Here is a 25372-nt window from a genome sequence, read left to right as displayed (position 1 = left end):
GAAGAAAACGCGTCAAAACAAGAATTGAGAGCTTCGGTATCCGATTCAATCAGAACCGATCATGCTCTAGTTGCGGTCGACCTTGACGACCCGGCCCTTTTCGATCGCCAGCGCCAGCTGGCCGTGCTTCAGCGCCAAGGCGGCTTCGCCGAACATCTCGCGGCGCCAGCCGCGTAGCGCGCCGACGTCGGCATTGTCGTCGGCGGCGATCTGTTCGAGGTCGTCCACGGTCGCGATCACCTTGCTGGCGACCGCATGGCGCTCCGAGGTCATCCGCAGCAGGACCTTCAGCAATTCGACGGTCGCGGCGCCGTTGGAATTGCCGCGCGGCTTTTCGATTTTCGGCAGGGCCGAGAGATCGCGCGCCAGGCCGCGCTGCACGGCGGCCACGATATCGACGCCCCATTTCGAGCGGTCAAAGCCCTTCGGCAGCGAGCGCAAATTCGCCAGCCGTTCGAGGCTGGTCGGGGCGTGGGTGGCGATGTCGCCGACCGCGTCGTCCTTCAGCACGCGGCTGCGCGGAACGTCGCGGCCCTGCGCCTCCTGTTCGCGCCAGGCCGCGACTTCCATCAGCACCGCAAGCTCCTTCGGCTTGCGCACCCGCGTCTTCAGCCGCTCCCAGGCGCTTTCGGGATGGAAATCGTAGGTTTTCGGCGAGGTCAGGACTTCCATCTCCTCGCTCACCCAATCGCTGCGGCCACGCTTCTTGAGATCGGCATCGAGCGCTGCGAACACGTCGCGCAAATGGGTGACGTCGGAGACCGCATAATGCATTTGCTCCTCGGTCAGCGGCCGGCGCGACCAGTCGGTGAAGCGGTGGGTCTTGTCCGGCCGGTGGCCGGTGACGCGCTCGACCAGCTGGTCATAGGCGATGGAGTCGCCGTAACCGAGCACCATGGCCGCGACCTGGGTATCGAAGATCGGATGCGGAATGATCCCGGCCCGATGCCAGACGATCTCGATATCCTGACGGGCGGCGTGAAAGACCTTCAGCACCTTTTCATCGGCCATCAGGTCGAAGAATGGCTTGAGGTCGATGCCCTCCGCCAGGGTGTCGACCACGACCGCTTCCTCGGCGCTTGCCATTTGCACCACGCAGAGCAGCGGATAGTAGGTCGTCTCCCGCAGGAATTCCGTATCGACGGTAATGACCGGGTGTTTGGCGAGACGGCTGCAAACAGCGGTGAGTTCTGAAGTCGTCGTAATTAGGTCCATGAACAGTCCATAACGCTTACCTGACGCGTTCTGCCGAAAGCGCTGACATGTCAAGGGTCCCGCGCCGAATTCGAGCCTTGCATTTCCGGGTGAGGGCGGTTTCCGCCGCATCCGGCCGAGGGCGTGCGTCTTCGGAGCCCGGATTCAAATCAACGGCCGGGTCAGGAAATGTAACGGTCAGGAATCGCGGAGACGCCTGCCGGACGGCCGCCGGCACGGAACGGCGAGCACGACGATGCATAGCGCGATCATCGCCAATCCCATGAATTCAATCACCAGCAGGTCCACGGCAACTCCTCCAGCGAAACCGCCAGATTTGCCGCAAGGAATTGATCGGGCGTTAATTTCCGGCGGCGGGCGCGGAATGCTGGGCGGAGGGTTAACGATTCACGTGCCGCAAAATGTTTGCAGCACGCGCTGGTCCGGTTGCGGCGGCTGCGCATAGTCCGCGAAATCAGGCTGATCTTCATACGGCTTCGATAGCACCGTCAGGAGTTCCTCGAATGGCGCGAAATCGTCACGGTTCATCGCGGCCTCGATGACGGCTTCGATCCGGTGGTTCCGCGGAATGAAGGCCGGGTTGACCGCGCGCATCGCGGCCTGCCGCTCGTCGGCGGATTGCGGTTCGCCCGCGGTCCGTTCCCGCCAGCGCGCCGCCCAGGCGTCGTAGGCGGTGGGGTCGGCGAAAAGCTGCCGCACCGCGGTATCGTTTGCGGGATCGAGCGCCGCTTCGTTCAAGTGTCTGAAGGTGAGGGTGAAGTCGGCCTGGTTCTGGGCCATCGCGTCTAAGAGGTCCTGCACCAGCGGCTCGTCGCCGTCGCGCGACGTGAACAGGCCGATTTTCCGGCGTAGGCCGGCCTGATAGGCGGTGGTGAATTTCTCCGAAAACCCGGCCAGGATTTCCTGCGCTTCGGCGATCGCGTGTTCCTGCTCGTCGGCAAGCAGCGGCAACAGGCATTCGGCAAAGCGCGTCAGGTTCCAGAGCGCGATCCGTGGCTGGTTGGCGTAGGCGTAGCGGCCGGATTCGTCGATCGAGCTGAACACCGTCGCCGGATCATAGTGATCCATGAAGGCGCAAGGGCCGTAATCGATGGTCTCGCCCGATATCGAGGTGTTGTCGGTATTCATGACGCCGTGGATGAAACCGACCAAAAGCCAGCGCGCGACCAGATCGGCCTGCCGCGCGATCACGCCTTCCAGCAGCGCATGATAGGGGCGGTCGGCTTGCGCGGCTTGCGGATAATGCCTGGCGATGACGTGATCGGCGAGCCGACGCACGCCCTCGGTGTCGCCGCGCGCCGCAAAATACTGGAAGGTGCCGACGCGGATGTGGCTCGACGCAACCCGGGTGAGGACGGCGCCGGGCAAGGGCGTCTCCCGCATCACGCTCTCGCCGGTGATGACGGCGGCGAGCGACCGGGTGGTTGGAATGCCGAGCGCCGCCATCGCTTCGCTGACGATATATTCGCGCAGCACCGGACCGAGCGCCGCGCGGCCGTCGCCGCGGCGCGAAAACGGCGTCGGACCCGAGCCCTTGAGCTGGATATCGCGGCGGACGCCGTCGGTGTCGATGACCTCGCCGAGCAGGATCGCCCGGCCATCGCCGAGCTGCGGCACGAAATGACCGAACTGATGGCCGGCATAGGCCATCGCGATCGGATCGGCGCCCTCCGGCAACAACTTGCCGGCGAGGATTTCGGCCCCTTCCGGGCTATCCAGCAGGTCCGGATCGAGACCCAGGCGCAGCGCCAGCGGCCGGTTCAGTTTGATCAGCCGCGGGGCGATCACCGGTGTCGGCGTAACGCGGGCGAAAAAACTCGCCGGCAACGCCGCGTAGCTGTTCTGGAACGGAAAATGGACGGTCATGACCGTAAAGATAGGCGCGTCCAGCGATTAGACAATCGATTTCGATGCCAGGGCTGCAATCCGTGCGGTTGTTTTCCTTTGCGTTTCCGGGCTTCACAATAATTGCCAAAAACCCGGATCGCTCACCCATTCGGTTGCCGGGCCTGCTTGCCTCGGCTAAACCCTCAAACCTCTTCGGGGCCGGCGTCTGGCCCTGATTCCACCCTTCGACGGTCTGTACTGAGAATTTTATGCATCGTTACCGGTCCCACACCTGCGGCGCGCTTCGCGAAAGCGATATCGGCCAGACCGTCCGCCTGTCGGGCTGGTGCCATCGCATCCGCGACCATGGCGGGGTGCTTTTCATCGATCTGCGCGACCATTACGGCCTGATGCAATGCGTGGCCGATCCGGATTCGCCGGCTTTCAGGGATGCGGAAAAGCTCCGTTCGGAGTGGGTGGTGCGGATGGACGGCAAGGTGCGCCGCCGTCCCGACGGAACCGATAATCCGGAGCTCGCCACCGGCGCGGTCGAACTTTATGTCAGCGAGATCGAGGTGCTGGGGCCGGCGGCGGAGCTGCCGCTGCCGGTATTCGGCGAGCAGGAATATCCTGAAGACATAAGGCTTAAATACCGCTTCCTCGACCTTCGCCGCGAGAAGCTGCACCAGAACATCATGACCCGCGGCGCGATCGTCGATTCCATGCGCAAGCGGATGAAGGAGCAGGGCTTTTTCGAATTCCAGACCCCGATCCTGACGGCGTCCTCGCCGGAGGGCGCGCGCGACTTCCTGGTGCCGTCGCGCATCCACCCCGGCCAGTTCTACGCGCTGCCGCAGGCGCCTCAGCAATACAAGCAATTGCTGATGATGTCGGGCTTTGATCGCTATTTCCAGATTGCGCCGTGCTTCCGCGACGAGGATCCACGCGCCGACCGGCTGCCGGGCGAATTCTACCAGCTCGATGTCGAGATGAGCTTCGTCACCCAGGACGACGTGTTTGCCGCGATGGAGCCGGTCATTACCGGCGTGTTCGAGGATTTCGCCAAGGGCAAGCCCGTCACCAAGGGTTGGCCGCGGATCCCGTTCGCCGAAGCCCTGCGCAAATATGGCAGCGACAAGCCGGACCTGCGCAACCCAATCGTGATGCAGGATGTCTCCGAGCATTTCCGCGGCTCCGGCTTCAAGGTGTTCGCGCGGATGCTGGAAGACCCGAAGAACCAGGTCTGGGCCATTCCCGGCACCGGCGGCGGCTCGCGCGCCTTCTGCGACCGGATGAATTCATGGGCGCAGGGCGAGGGGCAGCCCGGGCTCGGCTACATCATGTGGCGCGAGGGCGGCGAGGGGGCCGGTCCGCTTGCCAACAATATCGGCCCGGAACGGACGGCCGCGATCCGCGACGTTCTCGGCTTGAAGGAGGGCGACGCCGCCTTCTTCGTCGCCGGCGACCCCGAGAAATTCTGGAAGTTCGCCGGTCTCGCCCGCACCAAGCTCGGCGAGGAGCTGAATCTGATCGACAAGGACCGGTTCGAACTGGCCTGGATCGTCGACTTCCCGATGTACGAGTACAACGAGGAAGACAAGAAGGTCGACTTCTCGCACAACCCGTTCTCGATGCCGCAGGGCGGCCTGGACGCGTTGCAGACGCAGGACCCACTGACCATCAAGGCGTTCCAGTACGACATCGCCTGCAACGGTTACGAGATCGCCTCGGGCGGCATCCGCAATCACCGGCCCGAAGCGATGGTGAAGGCGTTCGAGATCGCGGGCTATGGCGAGCAGGAAGTCGTCGATCGCTTCGGCGGCATGTACCGCGCCTTCCAGTATGGCGCGCCGCCGCATGGCGGCATGGCGGCCGGTCTCGATCGCATCGTCATGCTGTTGTGCGGCACCACGAACTTGCGCGAGATCTCGCTGTTTCCGATGAATCAGCAGGCCGTGGACTTGCTCATGGGAGCTCCTTCGGAAGCCTCGCCGAAGCAATTACGCGAACTTCACATCCGGACCAATCTGCCGCAAAAGTAACATCAGCCACCGGAATTCGAATTCGGCGGCGCAGGGAGCCTGCGGGAAATACATGTCATCACATTCTGAAGATCTCCGTTCTGCGGCGCTCGCGTATCACCGGCTGCCGCGGCCGGGCAAACTTGAAATTCAGGCGATCAAGCCGCTCGCCAACCAGCGCGATCTGGCGCTGGCCTATTCGCCGGGCGTTGCAGCCGCCTGCATGGAAATCGCCAACAATCCGGCGGAGGCCGCATCGCTGACCATCCGCGCCAATCTGGTGGCGGTGGTCTCCAACGGCACCGCGGTGCTGGGCCTCGGCAATATCGGCCCGCTGGCATCGAAGCCGGTCATGGAAGGCAAGGCGGTCCTGTTCAAGAAATTTGCCGGGATCGACGTGTTCGACATCGAAATCGCCGCCGACACCATCGAGCGGGTGGTCGAGACCGTGGCCGCGCTGGAGCCGACCTTTGGCGGCATCAATCTCGAGGACATTAAAGGTCCGGAATGCTTCGAGATCGAGGCGCAGCTCAAGGAGCGCATGAAGATCCCGGTGTTCCATGACGACCAGCATGGCACCGCCATCATCGTCGGCGCGGCGATCACCAATGCATTGCTGCTGAACGGCAAGAAGCTCAAGGACGTCAAGATCGTCGCGTCCGGTGCCGGCGCTGCGGCGATCGCCTGTCTCAACCTTCTGGTGTCGATGGGCGCGCAGCGCAAGAACATCTGGGTCTGCGATATCGACGGCCTGGTCTATGACGGCCGCAACACGCTGATGGACCGCTGGAAGGCGGTTTATGCGCAGAAGACCAGCAAGCGCACGCTGGCCGATGCGATCGGCGGCGCCGATATCTTTCTCGGCCTGTCCGCGCCCAACGTATTGACGCCCGACATGGTCAAGCAGATGGCGGACAAGCCGCTGGTGATGGCGCTGGCCAACCCGAATCCGGAAATCATGCCGGATGAGGCGCGCAAGGCCCGCCCCGACGCGATGATCTGCACCGGCCGTTCGGACTTCCCCAACCAGGTCAACAACGTCCTGTGTTTCCCATTCATCTTCCGCGGCGCGCTCGATGTCGGCGCCACCGCGATCAACGAGGAGATGAAGCGGGCCGCGGTCGAGGCGATCGCGCTACTGGCGCGCGATCCGCCGTCGGACGCGATCGCGCCCGGCTTCGACAGTGGCGAGGCGCAGGGATTCGGTCCGGGGTCGCTGATCCCGAGCCCGTTCGATCCGCGGCTGATCCTGCGCATCGCGCCTGCGGTCGCCAAGGCGGCGATGGAGTCGGGTGTCGCCTCGCGTCCGATCGCGAATTTCGAGGATTATACAGCCCTGCTCGAACGTTTCGCGTTCCGCTCCGGCCTCGTGATGAAGCCGGTGTTCGCTAAGGCCAAGACGCAGCCTGTTCGTGTGATCTATGCCGAGGGCGAGGACGAGCGCGTGCTGCATGCGACGCAGGTCGTACTCGAGGAGAAGCTGGCGCGGCCGATCCTGGTCGGGCGTCCCTCGGTGGTCGAGGCGCGGATCAAGCGCTATGGCCTTGCGATTCAGGCCGGCAAGGATTTCGACCTCATCAATCCCGAGGATGACCCGCGCTATCGCTCCTACGTGCAGTCCTATATCGACACGGCGGGAAGGCACGGCGTCACGCCCGACGCCGCGCGTACGGTGGTGCGCACCAACAACACCGTGATTGCGGCGCTGGCGGTGATCCGCGGCGAGGCCGACGCCATGATCTGCGGCGTCGAGGGCCGTTATATGAGCCATCTGCGCCACGTCCGCGAGATCATCGGCTTCCTGCCGGGCGTCAGCGATTTCGCGGCCCTGGCGCTGATGATCACCAGCAAGGGCGCCTATTTCATCGCGGATACGCAGGTGCGGCCGAACCCGAGCGCGGAAGAGATCGCGGAAATGGCGGCGCTGGCGGCGATCCACGTCCAGCGCTTCAATATCAAGCCGAAGATCGCCTTCGTGTCACATTCCGACTTCGGCAGCTATGATACGGAGTCTTCCCGGAAGATGCGCCGCGCCACCGCGCTGTTGAAGCAGAACCATCCGGAGATCGAGGCGGACGGCGAGATGCAGGGGGACACCGCGCTGTCGGAAGCGGCGCGGAGGCTGGTCCTGCCGCATTCGAATCTGGAAGGCGTGGCCAACATCCTGATCATGCCGAATCTCGACTCGGCCAATGTCGCCTATCAGATGATCAAATCGCTGGCCGATGCGCTTGCGGTGGGGCCGATCCTGATCGGGCCCGCGCGCCCGGCGCACATTCTCACCCCGTCGGTGACTGCGCGCGGCGTTCTCAACATGACGGCGGTTGCCGCGGTCGAAGCGCAGGAGCGCGCCGGCCGCCAGCAGCCCGGCCTGTTTGGCTAAAGCCTTTTCGGTTCTGATGGAATCAGAACCGAGGTTCACCTCGTTTGTTTTGACGCGTTTTCTTCACGCGAACCGGAAGCCATGCCGGATCTCGTGCGGGACAGGCATCCGCCCGGAAACGCGGTGGACGACCGATATTTGAACGGCGGTGCGGCTGCCGATTTGACCGTTTGAAAAGGAGAAGCGGAGCGCTCATACTCGTCCGGTCGCAGAGCGACTTGGGATTCGTTGCAGCAGCGAGGACGATCATGCCAGCGTTCGTTACTTTCGGAAGAATTCTGTTCGCCGTGCTGTTTCTCTATGCGGGAGCGACCAAGCTGCTCGGCATTCAGGCCACGGCTGATTTCATCGCCGCCAAGGTCACCATTCCCGCCTTGATTATTCCCTATACGGCGCAGCTTGAAACGATGACGGGAATGCCGACGCCGCAGATGCTCGCGATCGCGATCGGCGCCTTCGAGATCATCAGCGGGTTGATGATCGCGCTCAATTTCGGCGCGCGCTTCTTTGCCATCCTCCTGATTTTCTTCGTGGCCGCGGCCACCTTCTATTTCCATGATTTCTGGAACCAGGCGCCGCCGGAAAACGCCAAATCGCTGATGGATGCGTTGAAGAACCTGTCGATCATCGGCGCGCTGTTCATCATTGCGGGATATGGCCGGAGATCCCGGACGGCGGCGGGTCCCGCCTATGGCGACATTTGACGCCTGTTGCATGCGCGGCCTGATCCGTAACGTCCGGAGCATGGTCCGGATCTAGCGTATCAGAGCGACCTCGCGGAATGCCGCGACCAGCGGCGTTTCAAGCTTCCCATGCATGCTTTGGATGATTTCATACGCCTGCTCGCGGGACATGGCCGGCTTGTAATGCCGGGCCTCGATCAGCGCCGCGAAGATGTCGGAGATGGTCAGGACCCGCACGAGGTCCGATATGCTCCCGGCGCAAAGCCCGTCCGGATATCCGCTGCCATCGAGATATTCGTGATGGTGCCGGACCGCGTCGAGAATTTCCGGCGAGACGCCGGCGTTCCCCTGCAGCGCGTCATATCCCGCGGCCGGATGGGTTTCGATGATCGCGCGCTCTCCGGCGTCGAGCCGTCCAGGCTTGTCGAGGACCGCGAGCGGAATTTTGGCCTTGCCGATATCGTGAAACATCGCGGCCGAATGCAGCCGCTCGATATCGGCCTTTCCGAGACCGAGGCTCAATCCGAAATCGACCGCGATGCCCGTGACCAGGAGGCAGTGCTGATAGGTGCCTTCATGGTGGCGGCGAACCGTAGCGAGCCAGTCGGACAGCCCGTCCTCCGCGATGCTGTCTGCAATTCTGCTTGCGGCCGCCTTGGCGGCCTGGATGTCGATGGCAGCGCCGGTCGACACAGCCGAGAACATCGATGCGAGGCTCTCCGCTCCGGTCCGGGCGGCTTCCGCGCCGCCGGACAGGCTTTCGCCCGGAGCAACGTCTGAAGCTGTGTAATCGATCAGCTTCGCCAGCAACTGAGCCTTTCCGATCGAATGGCTTAAAACATGTGTCGCTCCGAGCGCGTAGGCCTGGACGACGGACAGCCGGTTTCGCTGATCGATCAGGAATATGCGTTTGCGGATCCGGTTCAGCTTGCCGGATATTTTTTTCAGCGCGGAGATGTTGTCGATGACGCGCAGATCCGCCGTGACGACAACGGCGTCAATGTCATTGGGGCGGATGTCCGCGCCGAGCAATTCCGATGTCAGAGCGAATTGCTGCTCCAGCATCGCGCACATGGCGGACAATTGCACGGCACTCTCACTGATAATGTGGATACGCATGAAAACATGCCTCGGATCATGATGACGGCTGCTTCAGATGATCGTCATTTCGACGGACGTCCTTTGTTCGATTTGCCCGGCGCCAGAAATTCGATACCGATTTGCTCGCCGGCCACCCGGATCAGCCGGCATCGGCGATAGGCGAGGCCGGTCGAGGACAGCAGAAGGAAAAATTCCCTCAGGTCCAATCCCTGGATGGAGTCTGGAACGTGCAACCGCGCGCCGGTTTGCGATACGTCGACCATCCGGCAATTGCGGCGCCAGGTGCCGTCAATTCCCATCATGAAAACGTCGATGCCGCGCTCGAAATTGACGCGATCGTTCTTTCTCATTCCGAAGGTCATTCGTTCCCCTTCGCTTTTTAAAATCAACGAAACTAACGGGGTCGTAGGGCACTCCTCCGCGAGGTGCCCCGGCTGAACCGGCAAGATCAAAACATCGACGCGCATTACAAAAGACGCGCATCACAAAATCAGTCTCGGACTCCAATCGTCTGCCTTCGGATCAATGCGAAGGCTTCGCCATGCAATTCTTCGGCGGCGGGCTTTGCGGCGTTGTCAGTTCAAACCGGAAGCCGCACCTCACGGGCGGCAGTAACCTGCCAATTCTCCGTAAAACTAATATCGTCGACCTCCGCGTGGGCTCTAATGCCCTCCGCGATACCGAAATCAAAATAGACATAAAATTGAAACTATTCGGTAAACGCTCTCAGAGGTTGAATTATTAAAGCGTCATTAAGGCCGATGCGCGAATATCCTTGCGCAGGAATTTCTTCTGAATGCGTTTCGATGCCGGGCCTGAAAGAGGATTCTTAACGATGATTGCGCTGCAATCGGCTTTGGAACGCTGCTGACAGGTAATTCGCATGGATCTGCTTGCTTCGCGAATTTATCCGTTCATCGATACTGGTTCGCTTGTCGAACATCGGGCATGCGATACGTTGTTTCGGACGGAAGATGGCGGGTTCTTGCTGCACCTTTCATCGCCCATCGGCGCCGATCGGGTGCTTCGGATCGATTGCCGCGCCGCGCTTGTCTGGATCAATGAAGAGCCCGACGAGTTCGGGAAGGAATGGGAATAGTTGGGCGCAAACTGGCTGACCGATATCGCCCTTCGGTCTTGTGAACTGGCAGGGAAATCCGACCATGCATCCGCGGCGATTTGCACGCATGCGCCCTTCGGGCAAAGTTTCCAATGCGGCCAAGATTATCGTCGATCCGAAAACTCCTCCGATCGATTGCACCATTGTCGATTATTCCGCGGGCGGCGCGTGCTTGCAGGTCATCTACGGCACGACGCTGCCGATGAGGTTCGATCTGCTCCACGGTGGCACCAAAAAGCGTTGCCGTATCGTCTGGAAGGAAAGGCAACGAATTGGGGTTACGTTCTGACGTAATCCAACACTTCAGCCCGCGTCGGGGGAAACGGGTTTACAATGGCTGTGGCAGCATCGTCGGCCTTAATTGAGGAACTGGATCACGCTGTCAGCGGCCGCCCGCCACAGCGGCGAACCGAAATCCTGCGGCAGGTGATGAACCTGTTTCTGTCCGGCGCCGATCGTTTCAATGAGGCCCAGGTCGGCGTGTTCGATGACGTTCTCGTCCGGTTGATCGATCGGGTGGAGGCGGGAAGCCTGGCCCAACTGAGCCGCAATCTGTCCGGTGTAGGCTCGGCTCCCAAAGAGGCGGTGCGCCAGCTTGCTTTCCACGAGGATGCATCGGTCGCGATACCGGTGCTGAGCCGATCCAGGCAATTGTCGGACCAGGATCTGGTTGAAATTGCCAGCACGCGCGGCCAGCGGCATTTGCTGGCGATTTCCGGCAGGGCGACACTTGGTGCATCTCTGAGCGACGTGCTTGTCGAGCGCGGCGACTCGACGGTTCACAACACGCTCGCGCAAAATTCGGGCGCCCTCCTGTCCGAGGCCGGTTACACCGCGCTCGTCAAGGATGCGGAACGTGACGATAGCCTGGCGGAGACGCTGGGGCTTCGACAGGATATTCCGCCTGACCTGTTTCGCGAGCTGGTTGCGAAGGCTGCCGTCAGGGTGAGGACCCGTCTTCTCGAAGCGGCTCCTCCTGAATGGCGGGAGGAGCTCCAGGCTGCGGTCGTGAACACGGCCCGACAGGTCCATGCCCCTCCGCCAAAGCCGGTCGACTATACGGGACCGCGAAGCGGGATGGTCGAGCTCAACCGCACCGGCAAGTTGAACGATTCAACCGTGAATCGGTTCGCGGTTCAGCGGGACTACACCAGCGTGGTGGCGGCACTCTCGTTTCTGTCCTCGGCACCGGTCGAGTCGATCGAGCCGCTGATCGGAAACGACCGGCTGAACGGGCTGATCGTTGCGTGCAAGGCTGCCAGGCTGAACTGGGCGACGACGACCATGATCATCCGCAACCGGCCCGATTGTGCTCCCGTCTCGACGCAGCAATTCGAGCAGGCCCAGACCGTGTTCGACGCGCTGACATTATCCGGCGCGCAACGCACCATTCGGACGCAGAACCCGGATAACAAGACCGACGGGTCATAGCGTTTTCGAGCGAAAGCCGGCCAAAATCCGGGATGGCTTTGCGCTGGCTAAACCCTTCGCCAGGGCGTGACGCTGACGTCAGCGGCGGCGTCGAGAATTTGTGCCTTGCCGGCCTTCAGGCCATGTGCGGCCAGGATCTGCTGCGGCGATCGCGCGGGCACGCCCGGGAAGCAGGGCTCGCCGTCCGGCAGCCGAACCTGCGGCGCCTGCGACAGCCAGAACGTATCGTAACGGTCCATGAACATGCCGAACACGTCCGGTCCGCCGATGATCGCGACGGTGCCGCCACCGACACCGGCATGTTCGCATGCGGCCTCGAACGGCGCTCCCGCCGGATTCCACAGGATCGCTTTGGGATTGGAGGGATCGGGTGCGATCGTGCCGATCGTTCGCGTCACGATGATCCGTTTTCGCCGTGGAAAATTCGGCTGGTCCTCGAAGGAATGACGGCCATGGACGATGAGAGCGGCGCGGTCGAGGGCGTCGGAGAAGAATTGTTTGTCGCCCTCGAATTTCAAGGCGTCCGGCATCACGCGGTCGGCGCCCGCCAGCATCCCGTCCGCCGACACGATGACATAGCCTTCGATGGTCAGCGCGGGCATCGGCGTCATCGGGCGCGGCTAAGAACTATTCTGAAATCGTCTGCACGACGCTGGACACCGGGCGCTCGCTGACCGTCGGCAGCTTGGCATCCTTCAGCAGTTCTTCGTCATATTGCGGAAGAGTCTGCACCGGCGCCTTGGGGATCATCCTGACGACCTTGTAGCCGCCGGCCTTCAACCTGCGCAGCAAGGTCGGCAGCGCTTCCGCGGTATGCTTGTGGAAGTCGTGCATCAGGATGATGCCTTTGCCGAGCTTGTCGAGCTTCTTCATGGTGACGTCGATCACCTGCTGCGCGTTGCGCGCCTTGAAATCGAAGGAATCGAGATCGCAGGAGAACATCGCGATATTCCGGGTGCCGAGATAGGTGACCATTTCCGGCGGATGCTGCAACGCCGGGAAGCGGAAGAACGGGGCGGGCGAGACGCCGCCGAGCGCCCACTTCACGGCGCTGAAACCTTTCTCGATCTCTTCCTTTTTCTGATCGTCGGTCAGCTTCTTGTTGGTCAGCGTCGCATGCGACCAGGTGTGCGATCCGATGGTGTGGCCGGCGGCGAGGACCTGCTTGAGGATTTCCGGATAATAGGTCGCATGCTTGCCGATCGAGAAGAAGATGCCGGTGGTGCATTCGTCCGCCAGCGCCTTCAGCACCGTCGGCGTGGTGACCCAGGGGCCGTCGTCGAATGTCAGCACGACTTCGTGGTCATGCAGGAAGTCGAGTTGCTTGAAATGCTCGAAGCCGAATCCCGGGCCGCCGGTGGTGTCGATCTCGACGACCCGGCCGATGCCGAGCGCATCGGGATTGGTGCAGGCGGCCTTGGAAAGCGGCGCCGGCGGCGATGCTGGCGTCGTGGACGGAGCCGGGACGGGGGCAGGAGCCGCGGCCGCTTGTTGCGGCGCGGCCGCGCCCGAGGTCGTGGCCTTGAGGGCTGCGGTCTGCGACCACGCGCCGCCCGATACCGACAGCGAAACCGCGCTTGCAAAGATCAAACATGCCGCGAACCGCATCTCGTTCCCCTTTGCCAATCCCGTGTCCGGCCGTAGCTTTTTAAGCTCCGGTCCGAGTCATGGCTGCTTCAGTCATAATAACCCAGGAGGGCTTGCGCCGCCACGGCAACGGCCCACACGGGCAATTGGCCTGAACAGGAAATTCGAGCGCACAGGGCTATCCGGACGAAGCCAGCACACAGCAAGGCGGTTTTGGCACACCCATCGGCGGTTTGACCGTTCCGGGATACCTCGGCCAGGAAGGTGCGGTGGGCGATCAAGTCATTGTGAAAGTTCCGGCGCGGCCGGTATCGTGGTGATCCCGCAGCCTAGCGCAACGAAACGATGAATTCCGTTCCTTCGCCGGTCTCGCCCGCGGCGATGCCCTGATCGGATATGATGATCGAACTGCCGGTCGAGAGTCCTTCGGTAATGCGCGCCATCACATCGGCCGGGATGGTGAGGCGATCCAGCGCCTCGGCCGGGCTATCTTGTATCGGGATCGGTTTTATCTCGGCCGCGCCCGCGATCTTTCGCCGGCGCAACGTGCGCTCGTCATCCTCGTCGTGCCGCGCGGCGTTGCGCGAGGGAAGCGAAATCACCGACCAGTGCAGGATGTTGGCGTCGTTCTTGTCGGCTTCGGCGGTAAAGATGTGAGTCCCCAACGGTCGGTCGCTCGGAGCGATGGTCACCGGCGCGTCGAACAGCGGCGCGAAATCCTGCCGCACGTAAAGTTTTGAATCTTTCCGGCTGATGAAGACGGAGATCGGGCCGGAACGCTTGTGACCCGAAGCCGCAACCGGCCCGGCTTTCGGTGCGGCCGGCTTCTCGGCATCGGACAGGTGGCCCTGATCTTTTTTCGCATCGGAAACATCGGCGGTGGCGCCCGGCCGTGTTTCAGCGGTTGTGACGCCCGCCGATTTAGTGCCGGCCGATGTGGCGGGCGAGGCTGTCTCGTCGTTTGCGGCGATGGCCGTTCCCGGCTGCGCCGCGACCGGCGCACCGGACGGGGACGCATCGGACATCGTATCCGCTTTCTCGCCCGGCAATGCCGCGTCCGCGGTATGCGTCTGTCCGCTCAACGGCGGCGGTACCGGTGTTGGCTCGACCGCGGCCTGCAACGAATGATCGTGGTCGACGCTCGACCGCAGTTCGAGGTTCGCATCCGGTGTTGCGGGCGCGCCGGTCGGGTTGTTGCCCGCCGCCTTGTCACCCTTGTCCGATGCATTCGTCGAGACATCCGTCTTCGACTCGTCCGTAGCCGCCGGCTGCGGCACCATTTTTTGCGTGACCAGCAGCGGATGCGAAAAGCTGGCGGGCGCGATCTCGCCCGGCGTCACGACGACGCGCGCGCCCATCCGGGTCCAGCCATACATCTTCACGGCGAACGTCATCGGCATCCGGATACAACCATGCGAGGCCGGATAGCCGGGGAGCACGCCGGCATGCATCGCGATGCCGGACCAGGTGATCCGCTGCATGTACGGCATTGGCGCGCCGCTATAGATGTTGGACTTGTGGTACTTCTGCTTTTGAATGACGCTGAAAACGCCCATCGGCGTGGTATGGCCGCGCATGCCGGTTGAAATGGGCGTTTCCGCAAACAACCCGTTGGCGTCGTAGAGCTTGAGTTGCTGCTTGCTGATCGAGATCGCGATGATCAGCGGTCCCTGCGGTTTGGCCGCTTCTTTCAGCGGCCTGTCGGTTTTCTTTTCCGGATGACGGCGCGCCCTTTGCGCGTGCGGCGGGGCTACCGGCACCTCGTCGTAATATCCGGAATCGTCATCCGACCAATAGCTGGCCGCTTGCACTGGAGCGGTAACGCCGATCGATCCGGCGACCGCCAAAGCAGCGATGCGCAACATCAGGATCGAAGAAGCCGCATAGCCTGAAAACCGATGTTGAGACACGGACAATTCCGACCGCCCGCTCTCAACCGACGCCCGATACGCGCGGATCATTCATCGAATCCCAATTCCAACGGTCAATACTAAGTGTTGCAGACGAAGCACTGGTTCACCAGCATGAGGCTTCGACCTCTGCGAATTCGCATGAAAGCGTAACAAAAAAGCCTCACATTCGGTTAAAGGGGCCTTGGGGCTCCAAAGACCATAAAGCTTTATAGCGGCCTATTCATTGACGGAGATCACGATGACATCGCTCGCCTCAAGACAATGTGACACGAAATGGAGGCGCCGGGTCTCGATAGGCCGGGGCGTAGCGGTGCTTGCGCTGATGCTGTGGCCGCTTTCGACCGCTTTGGCGGCGGACGAGCCAGACCTGATCTTCCGCCGCTCGACCGTGTTCAAATTGCTCAGCCCGAACGACAAGCTCGCCACCTATGGCGTCGACGATCCCGAGGTCGAGGGAGTGGCCTGCCATTTCACGGTACCGGAGAAGGGCGGCTTCAAGGGCTGGCTGGGGCTCGCCGAGCAGGTCTCGGACATCTCGCTGGCGTGCCGTCAGATCGGCCCGATCCACTTCAAGGACAAAATGGAGCAGGGCGGGGATATGTTCCGGCAGCGGCGCTCGCTTTTCTTCAAGAAAATGCAGATCGTCCGCGGCTGCGACGCCAAGCGGAACGTGCTCGTCTATATGGTCTATTCGGACAAGCTGATCGAGGGATCGCCGAAGAACTCGACCTCTTCCGTGCCGATCATGCCCTGGGGCGCCGAGGCTTCCATCGAGAAGTGCGGCGATTTCGTTCAGTAGCCGGACTTGCAGTAACCGGACTTGGCCGGTCATCGTTCCCCGACAGGGGTCGACGACCGGCCGCTGCGCTGGGCCACTGAACGAGCGCTGCGCGTGCGCTGGGCTACCGCGGGCGCGGCATCCATCGCCACATCTGCCTGACGGGCTTTTCTGACGGTTGTTTCGTCGGCCGTTCGGCGGCGAAACAATTTCCCTGACCGACGAAGCTATTTTCTGGTTTCGCGCAGGCATCCGGAAACGGCGGTTGGTTATCAGACGGTTAACAAAACGGCGGGCAGCGCCGTCAGCCAAACCTGGAGACCGTCACATGAAAACCGTCAACAGCGTCGTCCTTGCGTTTGCCTTCGTCCTCGCCGGCTGTTCGATCGCCGGCAGTCATGACAGCAGCCTGCCGGGCATCGGCGTCTTTGCCTATAATGGTTCGCCGATGGCCGCCTCAATGCCGCAGAGCATTGTTATCGCCATCCGTTGACGCGCGTTGCGGACGGCGCTGGGGTTGCCGGTGGCTGTTTGGTCCTGCTTCTATTTGGTTTTGGCGCCCAGCCGCGGAACGCATTTTCGCGTCGGGATAACGGTGGCGGAGATCATCTTCGCGCCGGAAATTTCCTTGATCTGGCCTGCAGGACAGCTCCCGTCATCGACGCGGATGCGCTGACCGAGCCGCAAATTGACGATGTCCCGCTCCCGTCCCACCTGTTCTGCCCAGGCGCTGTGCGACAGGGCCAGCACCGCGAGGCCGCCGAGCAGCGCAACCGAAAAGAGTTTGGTGCGTGAGGTTTTCACCATTGTCGGATCGTCCTGTCTGTTCAATCGCGCATGCCGCATCTGCACTGTATTGATGCTGGTGCGATTCTGAAAGCGGCCCCAAAATCCCTGTAACATCTGATAAAATATGGTTTGATCCTGACCATGCGATTTTCGCGATACCGTGAACGATAGAGGCCATAACGCAATGAATGCCACCGATATCAGCCGCAAAATCCTCGATGCCGTCGATGCCAATTTCGACGCACAGCTTGCGACGACGCGGGATTTCGTCGCGATCCCTTCGACCCGCGGCGCCGAGGGCCCGTGCCAGGACATGATCGGCGATCTCCTGCGCCAGCGCGGCTATGAGGTCGACGACTGGCAGATCGACGTCGGCGATTTGAAGGATTTGCGTGGTTTCGGTCCGATCGAGCACGATTTCTCCAAAGCGCGCACGGTGGTCGGAACCTATCGGCCGTCCTCGAATGCCGGAAAGTCGCTGATCGTGCAGGGCCATTGCGACGTGGTGCCGACCGGTCCGCTCGACATGTGGGAAACCCCGCCGTTTTCACCCATCGTCAAGGACGGCAAAATGTATGGCCGCGGCGCCTGCGACATGAAGTCCGGCACCATCGGCGCGCTCTATGCGCTCGACGCGATCAAGGCCGCGGGCCTCAAGCCGACGGCGCGGATTCATTTTCAATCCGTGATCGAGGAGGAAAGCACCGGCGTCGGCGCGCTCTCGACCCTGCAGCGCGGCTACCGCGCCGATGCCTGTTTCATTCCCGAGCCGACCGGCGGCAAGATGGTGCGCTCGCAGGTCGGCGTGATCTGGTTTCGCCTGAAGGTGCGCGGCTTTCCCGTACATGTGTTCGAAGCCGGCTCCGGCTCTAACGCCATCATGGCGGCCTATCATCTCGTTCATGCGCTGGAAAAGCTCGAAGCGGAATGGAATGAGCGCGCCAAAGACGACGTGCATTTCAAGGCCGTCACTCATCCGATCAATTTCAATCCGGGGATCATCCAGGGCGGCGACTGGGCTTCCAGCGTGCCGGCCTGGTGCGACGTCGATTGCCGCATTGCCATTTTGCCGGGCTGGTCGGTCGCCGACTGTCAGAAAGAAATCCTTGCCTGCGTCTCGGCGGCCGCGCGCGGCCACCGCTTCCTCTCCAACAATCCGCCCAGCGTGGAATGGTCCGGATTTTTGTCGGAGGGCTATGAATTGAAGGATTCGGCCGCGCCCGAAGCCGCCTTCGGCAAGGCCTTTGCGGCGGTCTATGGCGGCGAGGTGCAGGACCTCGTGTTCACCGCGCTCACCGACACCCGTTTCTACGGGCTCAACTATAACATTCCGAGCCTGTGCTTCGGCGCCAGCGGCGCAGCGATGCACGGCTTCAACGAATATGTCGATCTCGACTCGCTGCGGAAATCGACCAAGGCGACCGCGCTGTTCATCGCCGAATGGTGCGGGGTGGAGAAGTTATAGAACTGTGCCGGCCAATTCGTTTTCGAGGCTAGCCAGTTCCAGCTTGAACGATTCCAGCAGAGACGCTTTCTCGTTCTGGCCGAGCCATGAGGCTGCGACGCCGTTGACGCTGAAGAGGCGCGCCTGCGCCACGCCCCATTGCGGCTGATCGGCAAAGAGTCGCTGGTAGCAATCGGCAATGTCGGTCTTGAACATGACGGGATCGTCGGTGTTCACCGTCACGTTCAGGCCGAGTGCGACCATCTGCACGATGCTGGCGCGGCGTCTTTCAAGGTTGCGGGTCACGCTGGTGACCGTGCAGGTGTTGAAGAACAGGCCCTCGTCGCGCGCCCGCGCAGCCATCGCCGGATCGGCCAGCAGATTGTAGCCGTGGTCAAGCCGATCGCAGCCCAATATATCGCGACATATTGCGTAGTGGCGCGGCGGGGCTTCCTCGAGCGTCTGGTTGTCCTCGCAAACATGCGCCGTGCGCTTGAGCCCGGCCCGGCCGGCCCGGTCGTAGACATCGGCAAAGCGTGCAGGCGGCCCGCTGCGTTCGGCGCCGTCGAGCCCGATGCCGATGACCTCGTCAGGCCGATAGGCAAGGATATCATCGAGGATCTGCATGGCGCCCCGAGCGTCGATCATCCGGTCGAACGACGGCACCAGCAGCGCGCTCACATCGAAATCGGAACGAGCGGCGGCAAGCCCCTCGCGCATGCCGTCGATCATGGTTCGATAGGTCACGCCATGAGGGTAGAAATATTGCGGGTTGAACAGCAGTTCCGCGTGGCGAAGATTGCCGAGCCGGTGCCCGTCTTCCAGCGCTTCGTAAGTAACGCGGGCGAAGTCATCGCCGCTGCGCAGGGAGCTCGCGGCAAGCCGCAGCACGTCGAGGAAATCATAGAAGTCGGCGAAATCATACAGCGCATGCGCCGGCCTTGGCAGCGCCAGGCCGTAGCGCAGAGCCAACTCGGCAAGGGTTTGCTGGCGCAACGTGCCGACCAGATGGCAGTGCAGATCCACCTTGGGAATGCGCTGGAGAAAGGTGGGGAAATCCATCGGGGACGGCGCTTTCATGGCGCAGCAACGGTCGGCGCGGGCGTGGAGGCCGCCGTGGACCCGGCGCTCGGCCACAGGTTGCGATAGAAATTGAACATATGTTCGCCGGCGTGAATGGGCTTGAATCGCGATGCCTCGTTCGCGGCGATGAACTGCGGCAGTGCCGACAGCGTCGCGTCGTAATCGGGATTGAAGAAGAACGGCACCGAATAGCGTTCGCGGCCGGAGCGGTTGACGACGCGATGCAGCGCGGAGGCATAATGGTCGTTGGTGATAAGCTTCATCATTTCACCGACATTGATGACGAACGTGTCCGGCACAGGCGGCGCCACCACCCATTCGCCGGCGGCGTTGCACACCTCGAGGCCGCCGACACCATCCTGCAGCAGGATGGTGAACAGGCCGACATCGCGGTGCGCGCGTGCGCCGAGCATGTTGTCGACTATCGCCTGTTGCGCCGGGTAGTGCAGCAGGCGCAGTTGCGTCAATGGCTTGCGGTATTGCGCATCGAGCGCGTCGCGCGGCATGCCCGCCGCCAACGCAAACCCCTGGAGCAGGCGCTGTCCAAACGCTTCCATGCCGGCATAGTAGGCGAGCAGCGTTTCCTTGAAACCCGGCAAACCCGCCGGCCATTGGTTGCCGCCATGCAGGGGCTTGCCAGCCTGCACGAACGGATCGTCTGCGCCGAGTTCCGGTCCGATGTTGAGGGACTCCAGCAGGTCGCGGGGACGTTCGAGATTCGCTCCGCGCTCGCCGACCGACAGGTAGCCGCGAAAACACGCCGAGTTGGATAGCCTCAGTTGCTCGCGCTGCTCTTTCGGCAACTCGAAAAAGCGTCGACATTGCGTGAAAATGTCGTGCGTCAGGCCGTCACTTACGCCGTGGTCCTTTGCATAGAAAAATCCGACTTCCTCGCTCGCCCGGCGAATGGCCTCGATCGTCGCGGCTTCGGCTTCGTCACCGCGGCCCAGCGCCGACAGGCTGATGATCGGGATCTCGCTGAAGTTCGCCTGGCGGCTCATCGGAATGGCTACGGCGGGAGAAGCGACTGACTGCATGAGCTAAGTCCTGATCTGAGGATGGGGGATAGAAGAGACGTCCCGCTACAATGTGAGGCCGGCACCGTGGTTCAGGACCAGTGGCCAACCGTCGGGATCTTCGAACACGGTTGCCTTGCCGATCCAGAACGGGTTGGCTGGCGCTACGGGAGCATGGCCGAGCGCTTGCAGCCGTGAGGCCAGTTTCTGCACCTGGTCGCGATCGGGGATATGAAGCACCAGGACATTCTGCCGGCTCGGAGGCGTGCAATCTTCGCCGTCTGGACTCTGAATGAATTCCAGATGGTACGGCGTTCCCGGCAGGCCGAGCATCGCGCCACATGTGCCGGACCCTGAATCAAACTCGAACAGGACCGGCAGGCCCACCGCGTCACGATAGAAGGCCAGTATTTTCGACAAGCACCGCGTCGCGCGCGTGATGCAGACCTGGGCCACGCCGAGGCCCTCCGGCCACGGCGTGGCAGCCGGGACATCGGAAGAAGCTGAAACGGCAAGGGAAACGGCACGGGACATGAGGACCGCCGAATCTCAAAAACGAATAAGGTTCGTTTTTAAAGCAATCTCCGTGCCAGCCCCGGATCAGGAGCCTCGCAATCGGCCGGCTGCAGGTCGAGTTGCAAGCAAATTATTCTTGCTGCTACCTTCCGGATCCATTTCGCCACCGGGCGCCGCCTTCCGGCATCGCTGCCCGGATTTTTCCACCTCGCCGAGCGATAAAGTGCAGGTCAAAAAGCCGCAGATACGCGAGGCGATTCTGGCTTCCGCGTTCCGCTTGTTCTCAAGCAAAGGCTATATCGAAACCACGCTGCCGCAGATTGCGGCAGGTGCTGATATTTCAACGACCAATCTCTACTCCTATTTCGAATCCAAGCTGGCGATCCTGTACGCCGTGCATGAACCGTGGATTCGCGGGCAGCTCGAGACGCTGGACGGGCAATTGCAGACCCTCGACACGCCGCGCGATCGCCTGCGCCTGCTGTTCACCACGCTGTTTCGCGATATCCCGGCCCGCGAACATGGCCTGTCGAATTGCATCATGCAGGCGATCGCGACAGCGCGTCCCGAGGATCATTACCGCCCCACGCTGATTGCCTTTTTGGAAGAGCGGATCACCGCGATGGTGCATGACGCCTTGCCGCCACGGCGCCGCCGATTGATCGGAGACGCCCAAGTCGCGCACTTCCTGATCATGGCGCTGGACGGTTATGTGGTGCTCCATCATGTCACGCCCGACCGGTCGTGTACCGACAGCACGATCGAGTTTCTCTGCGACCTGTTTCTCGGTTAAGGGTTGCTACGAGGTCTCAGCCTCCGGCCACAGCGCTGCGACGATCGCGTCCAGCCCGTCGGTCAGCGCGGCGGGGCCCGGTTGCAGGATCACCGACGATTTGATCTCGACGATGCGATCGTTGCGCACGGCCGGAATCTCATGCCATCCCGGCCGCTTTCTGATCCTGTTCGGCACCACTTTCCTGCCGCACCACGACGCCAGGATTACGTCCGGCGACGCATCACGCACGGCCTCAGGCAAGATGATCCGGCCTTTCGCCGCCTGCTGAAACCGTAATTGCGGCAGAATGTCCTCACCGCCAGCGATCTCCATCAGTTCGGACACCCAGCCGATGCCGCTGATCAGCGGATCGTCCCATTCCTCGAAATACACCCTTGGCTTTGGCGCGAGCCGGATGACGGAAGCCACCTTGGCGAGGCGCTGCCGATAGCTGTCCGCGAGCCGGTCGGCGCGTTCGGCCATGCCGACCAAGGCGCCGAGTGTGCGGATCATCGCCAGGATGCCGGCGATGTCGCGCTGGTTAAAGACATGGACGGCGACGCCGGCGCGCGCGAGATCGGCGACGATGCCGGCCTGAAGATCGGAGAAGGCGAGCACCAGGTCGGGCGCGAGCGCCAGGATTTTCGGAATGTCGGCCGAGATGAACGCCGACACCCGCGGCTTCTCGCGCCGGACCTGCGGCGGCCGCACCGCGTAACCGGACACGCCGACGATGCGGTCCTGCTCGCCGAGCAAATACAGCGTCTCCACGGTTTCCTCGGTGAGACAGACGATCCGGCGGGGAGGAAAATGATGCATGGGAGAGTGACGGGATTTTGCGTTGCATCAAGGATATTGCCGGGCGGATCGGGAACATAGCGCATCCGGTACGACTTGGTCCCGGCCATCCTGCAAGGGAGCGCCAACGATGAGAATTCACCTCCACAAGGGCGGAATAATCAGTCCCGAGCATCTCAATCTGATGCTGATCATCCTACTGCTGGCCATGATGGGATCGGCGATCTTCTATTATGGCGAGTCCTTCCGGATGCCGTCGCAGCACATCACGGCTGTCCCGATGAACGTGCCTTTGTAAGGCAATCGGTGCGGGGTAATTGCTGGCGATATACGGGCAGGCTTTTACGTCCCGCGTCATTGTCGGGTGAAGGGGTGTCGTGATTTCATCGCCGTCTCGGGAACAGGGGAGGCGATGTCATGACGCCGCTGGAAAAAATCCAGTCACTTAAAATGCCGTTTGCCGAATTGAAGGGCGTGACCTTTGTCGAGGCCGAAAAGGACCGCGTGGTGGCGCGGATGCTGGTGCGGCCCGACCTCTGCACCCTTCATCGCACGATCCACGGCGGCGCTGTGATGGCGTTCGCGGATTCGGTCGGAGCGGCGGCGACCCTGATCAATTTGCCGGAGGACGCCAAGGGCACCACCACGATCGAGAGCAAGACCAATTTCATCGGGGCCGCCGGCGAGGGCGCGACGGTTGTCGCGACCGCGACGCCGGTGCATCGCGGGCGGCGCACGCAGGTCTGGCAGACGCGGCTGGAGACCGAGGACGGCAAGCTGGTCGCCATCGTGACGCAGACTCAGATGGTGCTGTGAGCGGCTGAAACTCCGCTGAATTAACCAATATTTCCGTGATCGGCACAGCCGGGCCGGCCGGCGGCCTTGAATTTTATGCTGCAATGCACAATATTGAAATCCTAGGGATTCGACGCCTCCTCGAGGGCTATCTGAGAGGAGTTGAGACATGCGCGACGGGATTGCCGGTTCCAAGCCTGCCAGGGGCAGCGTCCGGACACTCAGCCGACAGGAAGAATTGCCGCTGCTGCGCGATCATCTTTTGCGGCTGGACCGCACCAGCCGCTACGATCGTTTTCACGGCTTCATGGATGATGGCTTCATCGAACGCTATGCCAGGAAATGCGCCGAGGATGGCACCGTCATCATCGCCTATTTCGAGGACGGCGTGGTGCGCGGCGCGGCGGAACTCCATCCGCCCGAGCAATCGCCGGATTCGCAGCCGGAAATCGCCTTCAGCGTCGAAGCATCGGTGCGGCGGCGCGGCGTCGGCAGCATCCTGTTCCGGAAGGTGATCACCGAAGCGCGGGCGAGGGGCTACCGCAACCTGCGGATCACCACCGGCGCGCAGAACGAGGCGATGCGGGCGCTGGCGAACAGGTTCGGCGCGCATCTGACCTTCCGCCACGGCGAATCCACCGGCACCATCGATCTTGCGCAGCACGGCCAGCCGGAAATCATATGGCCCGCCTTTGCCGGCGCCATCGAAGCGACGCGGGCAATGGCCGGCTTCAACCGGGCCTATTGGCAGATGCTGATGCGGATGTATGGCTGGGGCCGGGCGGCCTGAGCAGGACGCGCGCCCGTCGTTTGTTCGCCAAAACTCGTTCGGCTGATCCCAAGACTAGGCGTAGGACCAGTCGCAAGATTGGCCGAACCGCTCACACGATGGCGCTGCGTGTCAGGTTCCGGTGCGCTTGTCGTTGCCGAACTTCCTGACCACGCGGCGCTCGACGACGATCGAGCGCTGCGCGCCCTGTTCGCCCGTGATCACGCGCGTCGCGGAGCGCGCCGATGTGCGCGCCACTTTCTTCACTTCGGCCAGCACTTCCTCGAGCGGCATCCCCATCAGGGACGCGGCGATCTCGGCCTGTGCTTCCAGATCGTCGGTGATGCCGATAGCCGCGAAAATGGCCTCATCCAGCGTTGGCGGATCGCGCCGCACGCGCCGGGGTCCGTATTTCGTGTTCCAGTCTTCGCTCATCGGGGCCTCACTTGTGATGCGGCACTACGTAGAGGTCGGTATGTTGCATTGCAATATGAAATTCGAATGGCAACACAGCCATGCATCCGGAGTTTTGGCATCTGGAATTTTTCTGAACTTGTCGACCGCTCATCATGACGCGGAATCTCCGGCGGCCGAGAAGTCCACAGGCTGCTGCGGCCAGCGTTTCAGCGCGGCGCGGCCGGCGTCGGTCAGGACATAAATGCCGCGCTCGGCGCGGTCGAACCAGCCATAGACATTGTGCAGCAGGATTTTCGGTGCGTCGGGAATATCGGGCCGCAGATCGCGTACGCGGCGTGGTCCCTGCGACAGCGCCGAAGCGCAGGCCAGCGCCTGCTGCCGATACGCGGTCATGATCGGCGCGCGGGTGCTGCCGCCGGGCACGGGGTCGCCCTTGCGCCGCTGATGCTCCGTGACGAGGCGCGAGCGCTTTTTCGGATTGCGTCGCGGGCTGGTCGTCGCCGGCTTGACGATCACTTCGACGTCACCGCTGTTGGTGACGGCGAGCATGCCGAAACCCAGCCGGCGGCAGAGATTGCGATACCGCGCGTCGCTTTCGCGGCCCTTGCCGCGCGCCGACAATTTGGCGGCAAGCCAGACTTCGTCGCAGGCGCCGGCGCGATCGACGGCTTGCAGCACCAATTCGAGATTGAAGGTCTGCTTCAATTCGCCGATCACCACGATGGGGGGATCGGCGCTGCTCAACGCCACCAGATCGCAGCCGCCGACTTCGCCCTTGACCGTGAAGCCGAGCTTTTCAAGGAAGCGTTTGACGGGCAAATAAAGCGCGGTTTCCAACGATCGATCTCCGGCGGCAAGGCGGTTGTGACCAAGACCAGCCACGACTCAATGGCAGAAGTTTAGCCGAATTC

Annotated in this window: 26 protein-coding genes; 12 read left to right on the top strand and 14 right to left on the bottom strand. The window is 62.2% G+C overall.

Features of this window, described 5'->3' with window-relative positions; all coding sequences use genetic code 11:
- Positions 1-66: 66 nt before the first annotated feature.
- Entirely contained in the window at positions 67-1215 is a 1149-nt protein-coding gene (rnd, locus tag HB630_RS22285; RefSeq protein ID WP_213774672.1) for a ribonuclease D, read from the bottom strand.
- Between the two features lie 387 nt (positions 1216-1602).
- Positions 1603-3081 (bottom strand): protein adenylyltransferase SelO, encoded by a 1479-nt coding sequence (locus HB630_RS22280; protein ID WP_213774670.1) that lies wholly within the window; start codon positions 3079-3081, stop codon positions 1603-1605.
- Positions 3082-3311: 230 nt separating this feature from the next.
- Between HB630_RS22280 and aspS the strand changes: the two genes are divergently transcribed.
- The 3 genes from aspS to HB630_RS22265 all read left to right on the top strand — a co-directional run bounded on the left by aspS (position 3312) and on the right by HB630_RS22265 (position 8150).
- Positions 3312-5084 carry an aspartate--tRNA ligase gene (gene aspS / locus HB630_RS22275; protein ID WP_213774669.1) on the top strand — a complete coding sequence of 591 codons (1773 nt, stop codon included), beginning with the start codon at positions 3312-3314 and terminating at the stop codon, positions 5082-5084.
- Positions 5085-5136: 52 nt separating this feature from the next.
- Entirely contained in the window at positions 5137-7446 is a 2310-nt protein-coding gene (locus HB630_RS22270) for an NADP-dependent malic enzyme (RefSeq protein ID WP_213774668.1), read from the top strand.
- Positions 7447-7694: 248 nt separating this feature from the next.
- Complete coding sequence (locus HB630_RS22265) at positions 7695-8150, top strand: DoxX family protein (RefSeq protein WP_213774666.1); 456 nt, start codon at positions 7695-7697, stop codon at positions 8148-8150.
- 51 nt (positions 8151-8201) lie between these two features.
- Here HB630_RS22265 and HB630_RS22260 read toward each other — a convergent pair whose 3' ends face one another.
- Together HB630_RS22260 and HB630_RS22255 are read right to left on the bottom strand one after the other, a co-directional pair.
- On the bottom strand, positions 8202-9248 hold the full coding sequence (locus HB630_RS22260; protein ID WP_213774665.1) for an HD domain-containing phosphohydrolase: 1047 nt from the start codon (positions 9246-9248) through the stop codon (positions 8202-8204).
- A gap of 44 nt (positions 9249-9292) precedes the next feature.
- Entirely contained in the window at positions 9293-9580 is a 288-nt protein-coding gene (locus HB630_RS22255; protein WP_249780980.1) for a PilZ domain-containing protein, read from the bottom strand.
- Positions 9581-10393: 813 nt separating this feature from the next.
- Here HB630_RS22255 and HB630_RS22250 point away from each other — a divergent pair.
- Together HB630_RS22250 and HB630_RS22245 are read left to right on the top strand one after the other, a co-directional pair.
- Positions 10394-10639: a PilZ domain-containing protein gene (locus HB630_RS22250; RefSeq protein WP_213774663.1), complete on the top strand. Its 246-nt coding sequence runs from the start codon at positions 10394-10396 to the stop codon at positions 10637-10639.
- Between the two features lie 44 nt (positions 10640-10683).
- Complete coding sequence (locus tag HB630_RS22245) at positions 10684-11781, top strand: DUF2336 domain-containing protein (protein ID WP_213774662.1); 1098 nt, start codon at positions 10684-10686, stop codon at positions 11779-11781.
- Positions 11782-11828: 47 nt separating this feature from the next.
- On the opposite strand, the gene HB630_RS22240 is transcribed toward HB630_RS22245, so the two are convergent.
- From HB630_RS22240 to HB630_RS22230, 3 genes are all read right to left on the bottom strand, one after another.
- The gene (locus tag HB630_RS22240; protein ID WP_213774661.1) at positions 11829-12392 is read right to left on the bottom strand and encodes a dihydrofolate reductase; all 564 of its coding nucleotides are present in this window, start codon (positions 12390-12392) and stop codon (positions 11829-11831) included.
- A 16-nt stretch (positions 12393-12408) separates the two neighbouring features.
- Positions 12409-13389: a polysaccharide deacetylase family protein gene (locus tag HB630_RS22235; RefSeq protein ID WP_213774660.1), complete on the bottom strand. Its 981-nt coding sequence runs from the start codon at positions 13387-13389 to the stop codon at positions 12409-12411.
- A gap of 308 nt (positions 13390-13697) precedes the next feature.
- Positions 13698-15233: a L,D-transpeptidase family protein gene (locus HB630_RS22230; protein WP_249780999.1), complete on the bottom strand. Its 1536-nt coding sequence runs from the start codon at positions 15231-15233 to the stop codon at positions 13698-13700.
- A 370-nt stretch (positions 15234-15603) separates the two neighbouring features.
- Here HB630_RS22230 and HB630_RS22225 point away from each other — a divergent pair, with 370 nt between their 5' ends.
- Together HB630_RS22225 and HB630_RS22220 are read left to right on the top strand one after the other, a co-directional pair.
- Positions 15604-16080, top strand: coding sequence for a CreA family protein (locus tag HB630_RS22225; RefSeq protein WP_249780998.1), 477 nt, complete (start codon positions 15604-15606; stop codon positions 16078-16080).
- 307 nt (positions 16081-16387) lie between these two features.
- Positions 16388-16552 (top strand): hypothetical protein, encoded by a 165-nt coding sequence (locus HB630_RS22220; protein WP_213774656.1) that lies wholly within the window; start codon positions 16388-16390, stop codon positions 16550-16552.
- A gap of 50 nt (positions 16553-16602) precedes the next feature.
- On the opposite strand, the gene HB630_RS22215 is transcribed toward HB630_RS22220, so the two are convergent.
- Positions 16603-16866 (bottom strand): DUF6719 family protein, encoded by a 264-nt coding sequence (locus HB630_RS22215; RefSeq protein ID WP_213774655.1) that lies wholly within the window; start codon positions 16864-16866, stop codon positions 16603-16605.
- 166 nt (positions 16867-17032) lie between these two features.
- On the opposite strand from HB630_RS22215, the gene HB630_RS22210 reads away from it, so the two are divergent.
- Positions 17033-18313 (top strand): ArgE/DapE family deacylase, encoded by a 1281-nt coding sequence (locus HB630_RS22210; RefSeq protein ID WP_213774653.1) that lies wholly within the window; start codon positions 17033-17035, stop codon positions 18311-18313.
- Here HB630_RS22210 and HB630_RS22205 read toward each other — a convergent pair.
- The 3 genes from HB630_RS22205 to HB630_RS22195 all read right to left on the bottom strand — a co-directional run bounded on the left by HB630_RS22205 (position 18308) and on the right by HB630_RS22195 (position 20847).
- Positions 18308-19354 (bottom strand): hypothetical protein, encoded by a 1047-nt coding sequence (locus HB630_RS22205; RefSeq protein ID WP_213774651.1) that lies wholly within the window; start codon positions 19352-19354, stop codon positions 18308-18310. The two genes, HB630_RS22210 and HB630_RS22205, sit on opposite strands and share 6 nt — an antisense overlap.
- A 14-nt stretch (positions 19355-19368) precedes the next feature.
- Positions 19369-20376 carry a 2-oxoglutarate and iron-dependent oxygenase domain-containing protein gene (locus tag HB630_RS22200; protein ID WP_249780997.1) on the bottom strand — a complete coding sequence of 336 codons (1008 nt, stop codon included), beginning with the start codon at positions 20374-20376 and terminating at the stop codon, positions 19369-19371.
- Between the two features lie 81 nt (positions 20377-20457).
- The gene (locus tag HB630_RS22195; RefSeq protein ID WP_213774646.1) at positions 20458-20847 is read right to left on the bottom strand and encodes a VOC family protein; all 390 of its coding nucleotides are present in this window, start codon (positions 20845-20847) and stop codon (positions 20458-20460) included.
- Here HB630_RS22195 and HB630_RS22190 point away from each other — a divergent pair.
- Entirely contained in the window at positions 20831-21700 is an 870-nt protein-coding gene (locus HB630_RS22190) for a TetR/AcrR family transcriptional regulator (protein ID WP_213774644.1), read from the top strand. The genes HB630_RS22195 and HB630_RS22190 overlap by 17 nt on opposite strands.
- 6 nt (positions 21701-21706) lie before the next feature.
- Here the strand turns inward: HB630_RS22190 and HB630_RS22185 are convergent, their stop codons facing one another.
- A complete protein-coding gene (locus HB630_RS22185; RefSeq protein WP_213774643.1) occupies positions 21707-22501 on the bottom strand; it encodes a cobalamin-binding protein in 795 nt (264 codons plus the stop codon).
- A gap of 109 nt (positions 22502-22610) precedes the next feature.
- On the opposite strand from HB630_RS22185, the gene HB630_RS22180 reads away from it, so the two are divergent.
- The 3 genes from HB630_RS22180 to HB630_RS22170 all read left to right on the top strand — a co-directional run bounded on the left by HB630_RS22180 (position 22611) and on the right by HB630_RS22170 (position 24065).
- Entirely contained in the window at positions 22611-22778 is a 168-nt protein-coding gene (locus HB630_RS22180) for a hypothetical protein (protein ID WP_213774641.1), read from the top strand.
- A gap of 119 nt (positions 22779-22897) precedes the next feature.
- Positions 22898-23296 carry a PaaI family thioesterase gene (locus tag HB630_RS22175; RefSeq protein ID WP_213774639.1) on the top strand — a complete coding sequence of 133 codons (399 nt, stop codon included), beginning with the start codon at positions 22898-22900 and terminating at the stop codon, positions 23294-23296.
- A 148-nt stretch (positions 23297-23444) separates the two neighbouring features.
- Complete coding sequence (locus HB630_RS22170) at positions 23445-24065, top strand: GNAT family N-acetyltransferase (RefSeq protein WP_213774636.1); 621 nt, start codon at positions 23445-23447, stop codon at positions 24063-24065.
- Positions 24066-24176: 111 nt separating this feature from the next.
- Here the strand turns inward: HB630_RS22170 and HB630_RS22165 are convergent, their stop codons facing one another.
- Positions 24177-24479 (bottom strand): hypothetical protein, encoded by a 303-nt coding sequence (locus tag HB630_RS22165; RefSeq protein WP_213774634.1) that lies wholly within the window; start codon positions 24477-24479, stop codon positions 24177-24179.
- A gap of 132 nt (positions 24480-24611) precedes the next feature.
- Positions 24612-25298 (bottom strand): DUF2161 family putative PD-(D/E)XK-type phosphodiesterase, encoded by a 687-nt coding sequence (locus HB630_RS22160; protein ID WP_213774632.1) that lies wholly within the window; start codon positions 25296-25298, stop codon positions 24612-24614.
- Positions 25299-25372: the final 74 nt, after the last annotated feature.

The sequence above is a fragment of the Bradyrhizobium sp. dw_78 genome, assembly GCF_018449525.1.
In the GTDB taxonomy this organism is placed as follows: Bacteria; Pseudomonadota; Alphaproteobacteria; order Rhizobiales; family Xanthobacteraceae; genus Bradyrhizobium.
Note: the sequence above shows the minus strand (reverse complement) of the source record. Positions and strands in the feature narration are given on the sequence as shown.

Excerpts from the sequence above, each read along its gene's own strand:
- HB630_RS22205 (WP_213774651.1), bottom strand. The coding sequence starts at position 19,354 with ATGGATTTCCCCACCTTTCTCCAGCGCATTCCCAAGGTGGATCTGCAC.
- HB630_RS22170 (WP_213774636.1), top strand. The coding sequence starts at position 23,445 with ATGCGCGACGGGATTGCCGGTTCCAAGCCTGCCAGGGGCAGCGTCCGG.
- HB630_RS22240 (WP_213774661.1), bottom strand. The coding sequence starts at position 12,392 with ATGACGCCGATGCCCGCGCTGACCATCGAAGGCTATGTCATCGTGTCG.
- HB630_RS22235 (WP_213774660.1), bottom strand. The coding sequence starts at position 13,389 with ATGCGGTTCGCGGCATGTTTGATCTTTGCAAGCGCGGTTTCGCTGTCG.
- HB630_RS22250 (WP_213774663.1), top strand. The coding sequence starts at position 10,394 with ATGCATCCGCGGCGATTTGCACGCATGCGCCCTTCGGGCAAAGTTTCC.
- HB630_RS22230 (WP_249780999.1), bottom strand. The coding sequence starts at position 15,233 with ATGTTGCGCATCGCTGCTTTGGCGGTCGCCGGATCGATCGGCGTTACC.
- HB630_RS22165 (WP_213774634.1), bottom strand. The coding sequence starts at position 24,479 with ATGAGCGAAGACTGGAACACGAAATACGGACCCCGGCGCGTGCGGCGC.
- rnd (WP_213774672.1), bottom strand. The coding sequence starts at position 1,215 with ATGGACCTAATTACGACGACTTCAGAACTCACCGCTGTTTGCAGCCGT.
- HB630_RS22280 (WP_213774670.1), bottom strand. The coding sequence starts at position 3,081 with ATGACCGTCCATTTTCCGTTCCAGAACAGCTACGCGGCGTTGCCGGCG.
- HB630_RS22190 (WP_213774644.1), top strand. The coding sequence starts at position 20,831 with ATGCAGACCTGGGCCACGCCGAGGCCCTCCGGCCACGGCGTGGCAGCC.
- HB630_RS22180 (WP_213774641.1), top strand. The coding sequence starts at position 22,611 with ATGAGAATTCACCTCCACAAGGGCGGAATAATCAGTCCCGAGCATCTC.
- HB630_RS22225 (WP_249780998.1), top strand. The coding sequence starts at position 15,604 with ATGCTGTGGCCGCTTTCGACCGCTTTGGCGGCGGACGAGCCAGACCTG.
- HB630_RS22220 (WP_213774656.1), top strand. The coding sequence starts at position 16,388 with ATGAAAACCGTCAACAGCGTCGTCCTTGCGTTTGCCTTCGTCCTCGCC.
- HB630_RS22255 (WP_249780980.1), bottom strand. The coding sequence starts at position 9,580 with ATGAGAAAGAACGATCGCGTCAATTTCGAGCGCGGCATCGACGTTTTC.
- HB630_RS22265 (WP_213774666.1), top strand. The coding sequence starts at position 7,695 with ATGCCAGCGTTCGTTACTTTCGGAAGAATTCTGTTCGCCGTGCTGTTT.
- HB630_RS22245 (WP_213774662.1), top strand. The coding sequence starts at position 10,684 with ATGGCTGTGGCAGCATCGTCGGCCTTAATTGAGGAACTGGATCACGCT.
- HB630_RS22200 (WP_249780997.1), bottom strand. The coding sequence starts at position 20,376 with ATGAGCCGCCAGGCGAACTTCAGCGAGATCCCGATCATCAGCCTGTCG.
- aspS (WP_213774669.1), top strand. The coding sequence starts at position 3,312 with ATGCATCGTTACCGGTCCCACACCTGCGGCGCGCTTCGCGAAAGCGAT.
- HB630_RS22270 (WP_213774668.1), top strand. The coding sequence starts at position 5,137 with ATGTCATCACATTCTGAAGATCTCCGTTCTGCGGCGCTCGCGTATCAC.
- HB630_RS22215 (WP_213774655.1), bottom strand. The coding sequence starts at position 16,866 with ATGGTGAAAACCTCACGCACCAAACTCTTTTCGGTTGCGCTGCTCGGC.
- HB630_RS22210 (WP_213774653.1), top strand. The coding sequence starts at position 17,033 with ATGAATGCCACCGATATCAGCCGCAAAATCCTCGATGCCGTCGATGCC.
- HB630_RS22260 (WP_213774665.1), bottom strand. The coding sequence starts at position 9,248 with ATGCGTATCCACATTATCAGTGAGAGTGCCGTGCAATTGTCCGCCATG.
- HB630_RS22185 (WP_213774643.1), bottom strand. The coding sequence starts at position 22,501 with ATGCATCATTTTCCTCCCCGCCGGATCGTCTGTCTCACCGAGGAAACC.
- HB630_RS22175 (WP_213774639.1), top strand. The coding sequence starts at position 22,898 with ATGACGCCGCTGGAAAAAATCCAGTCACTTAAAATGCCGTTTGCCGAA.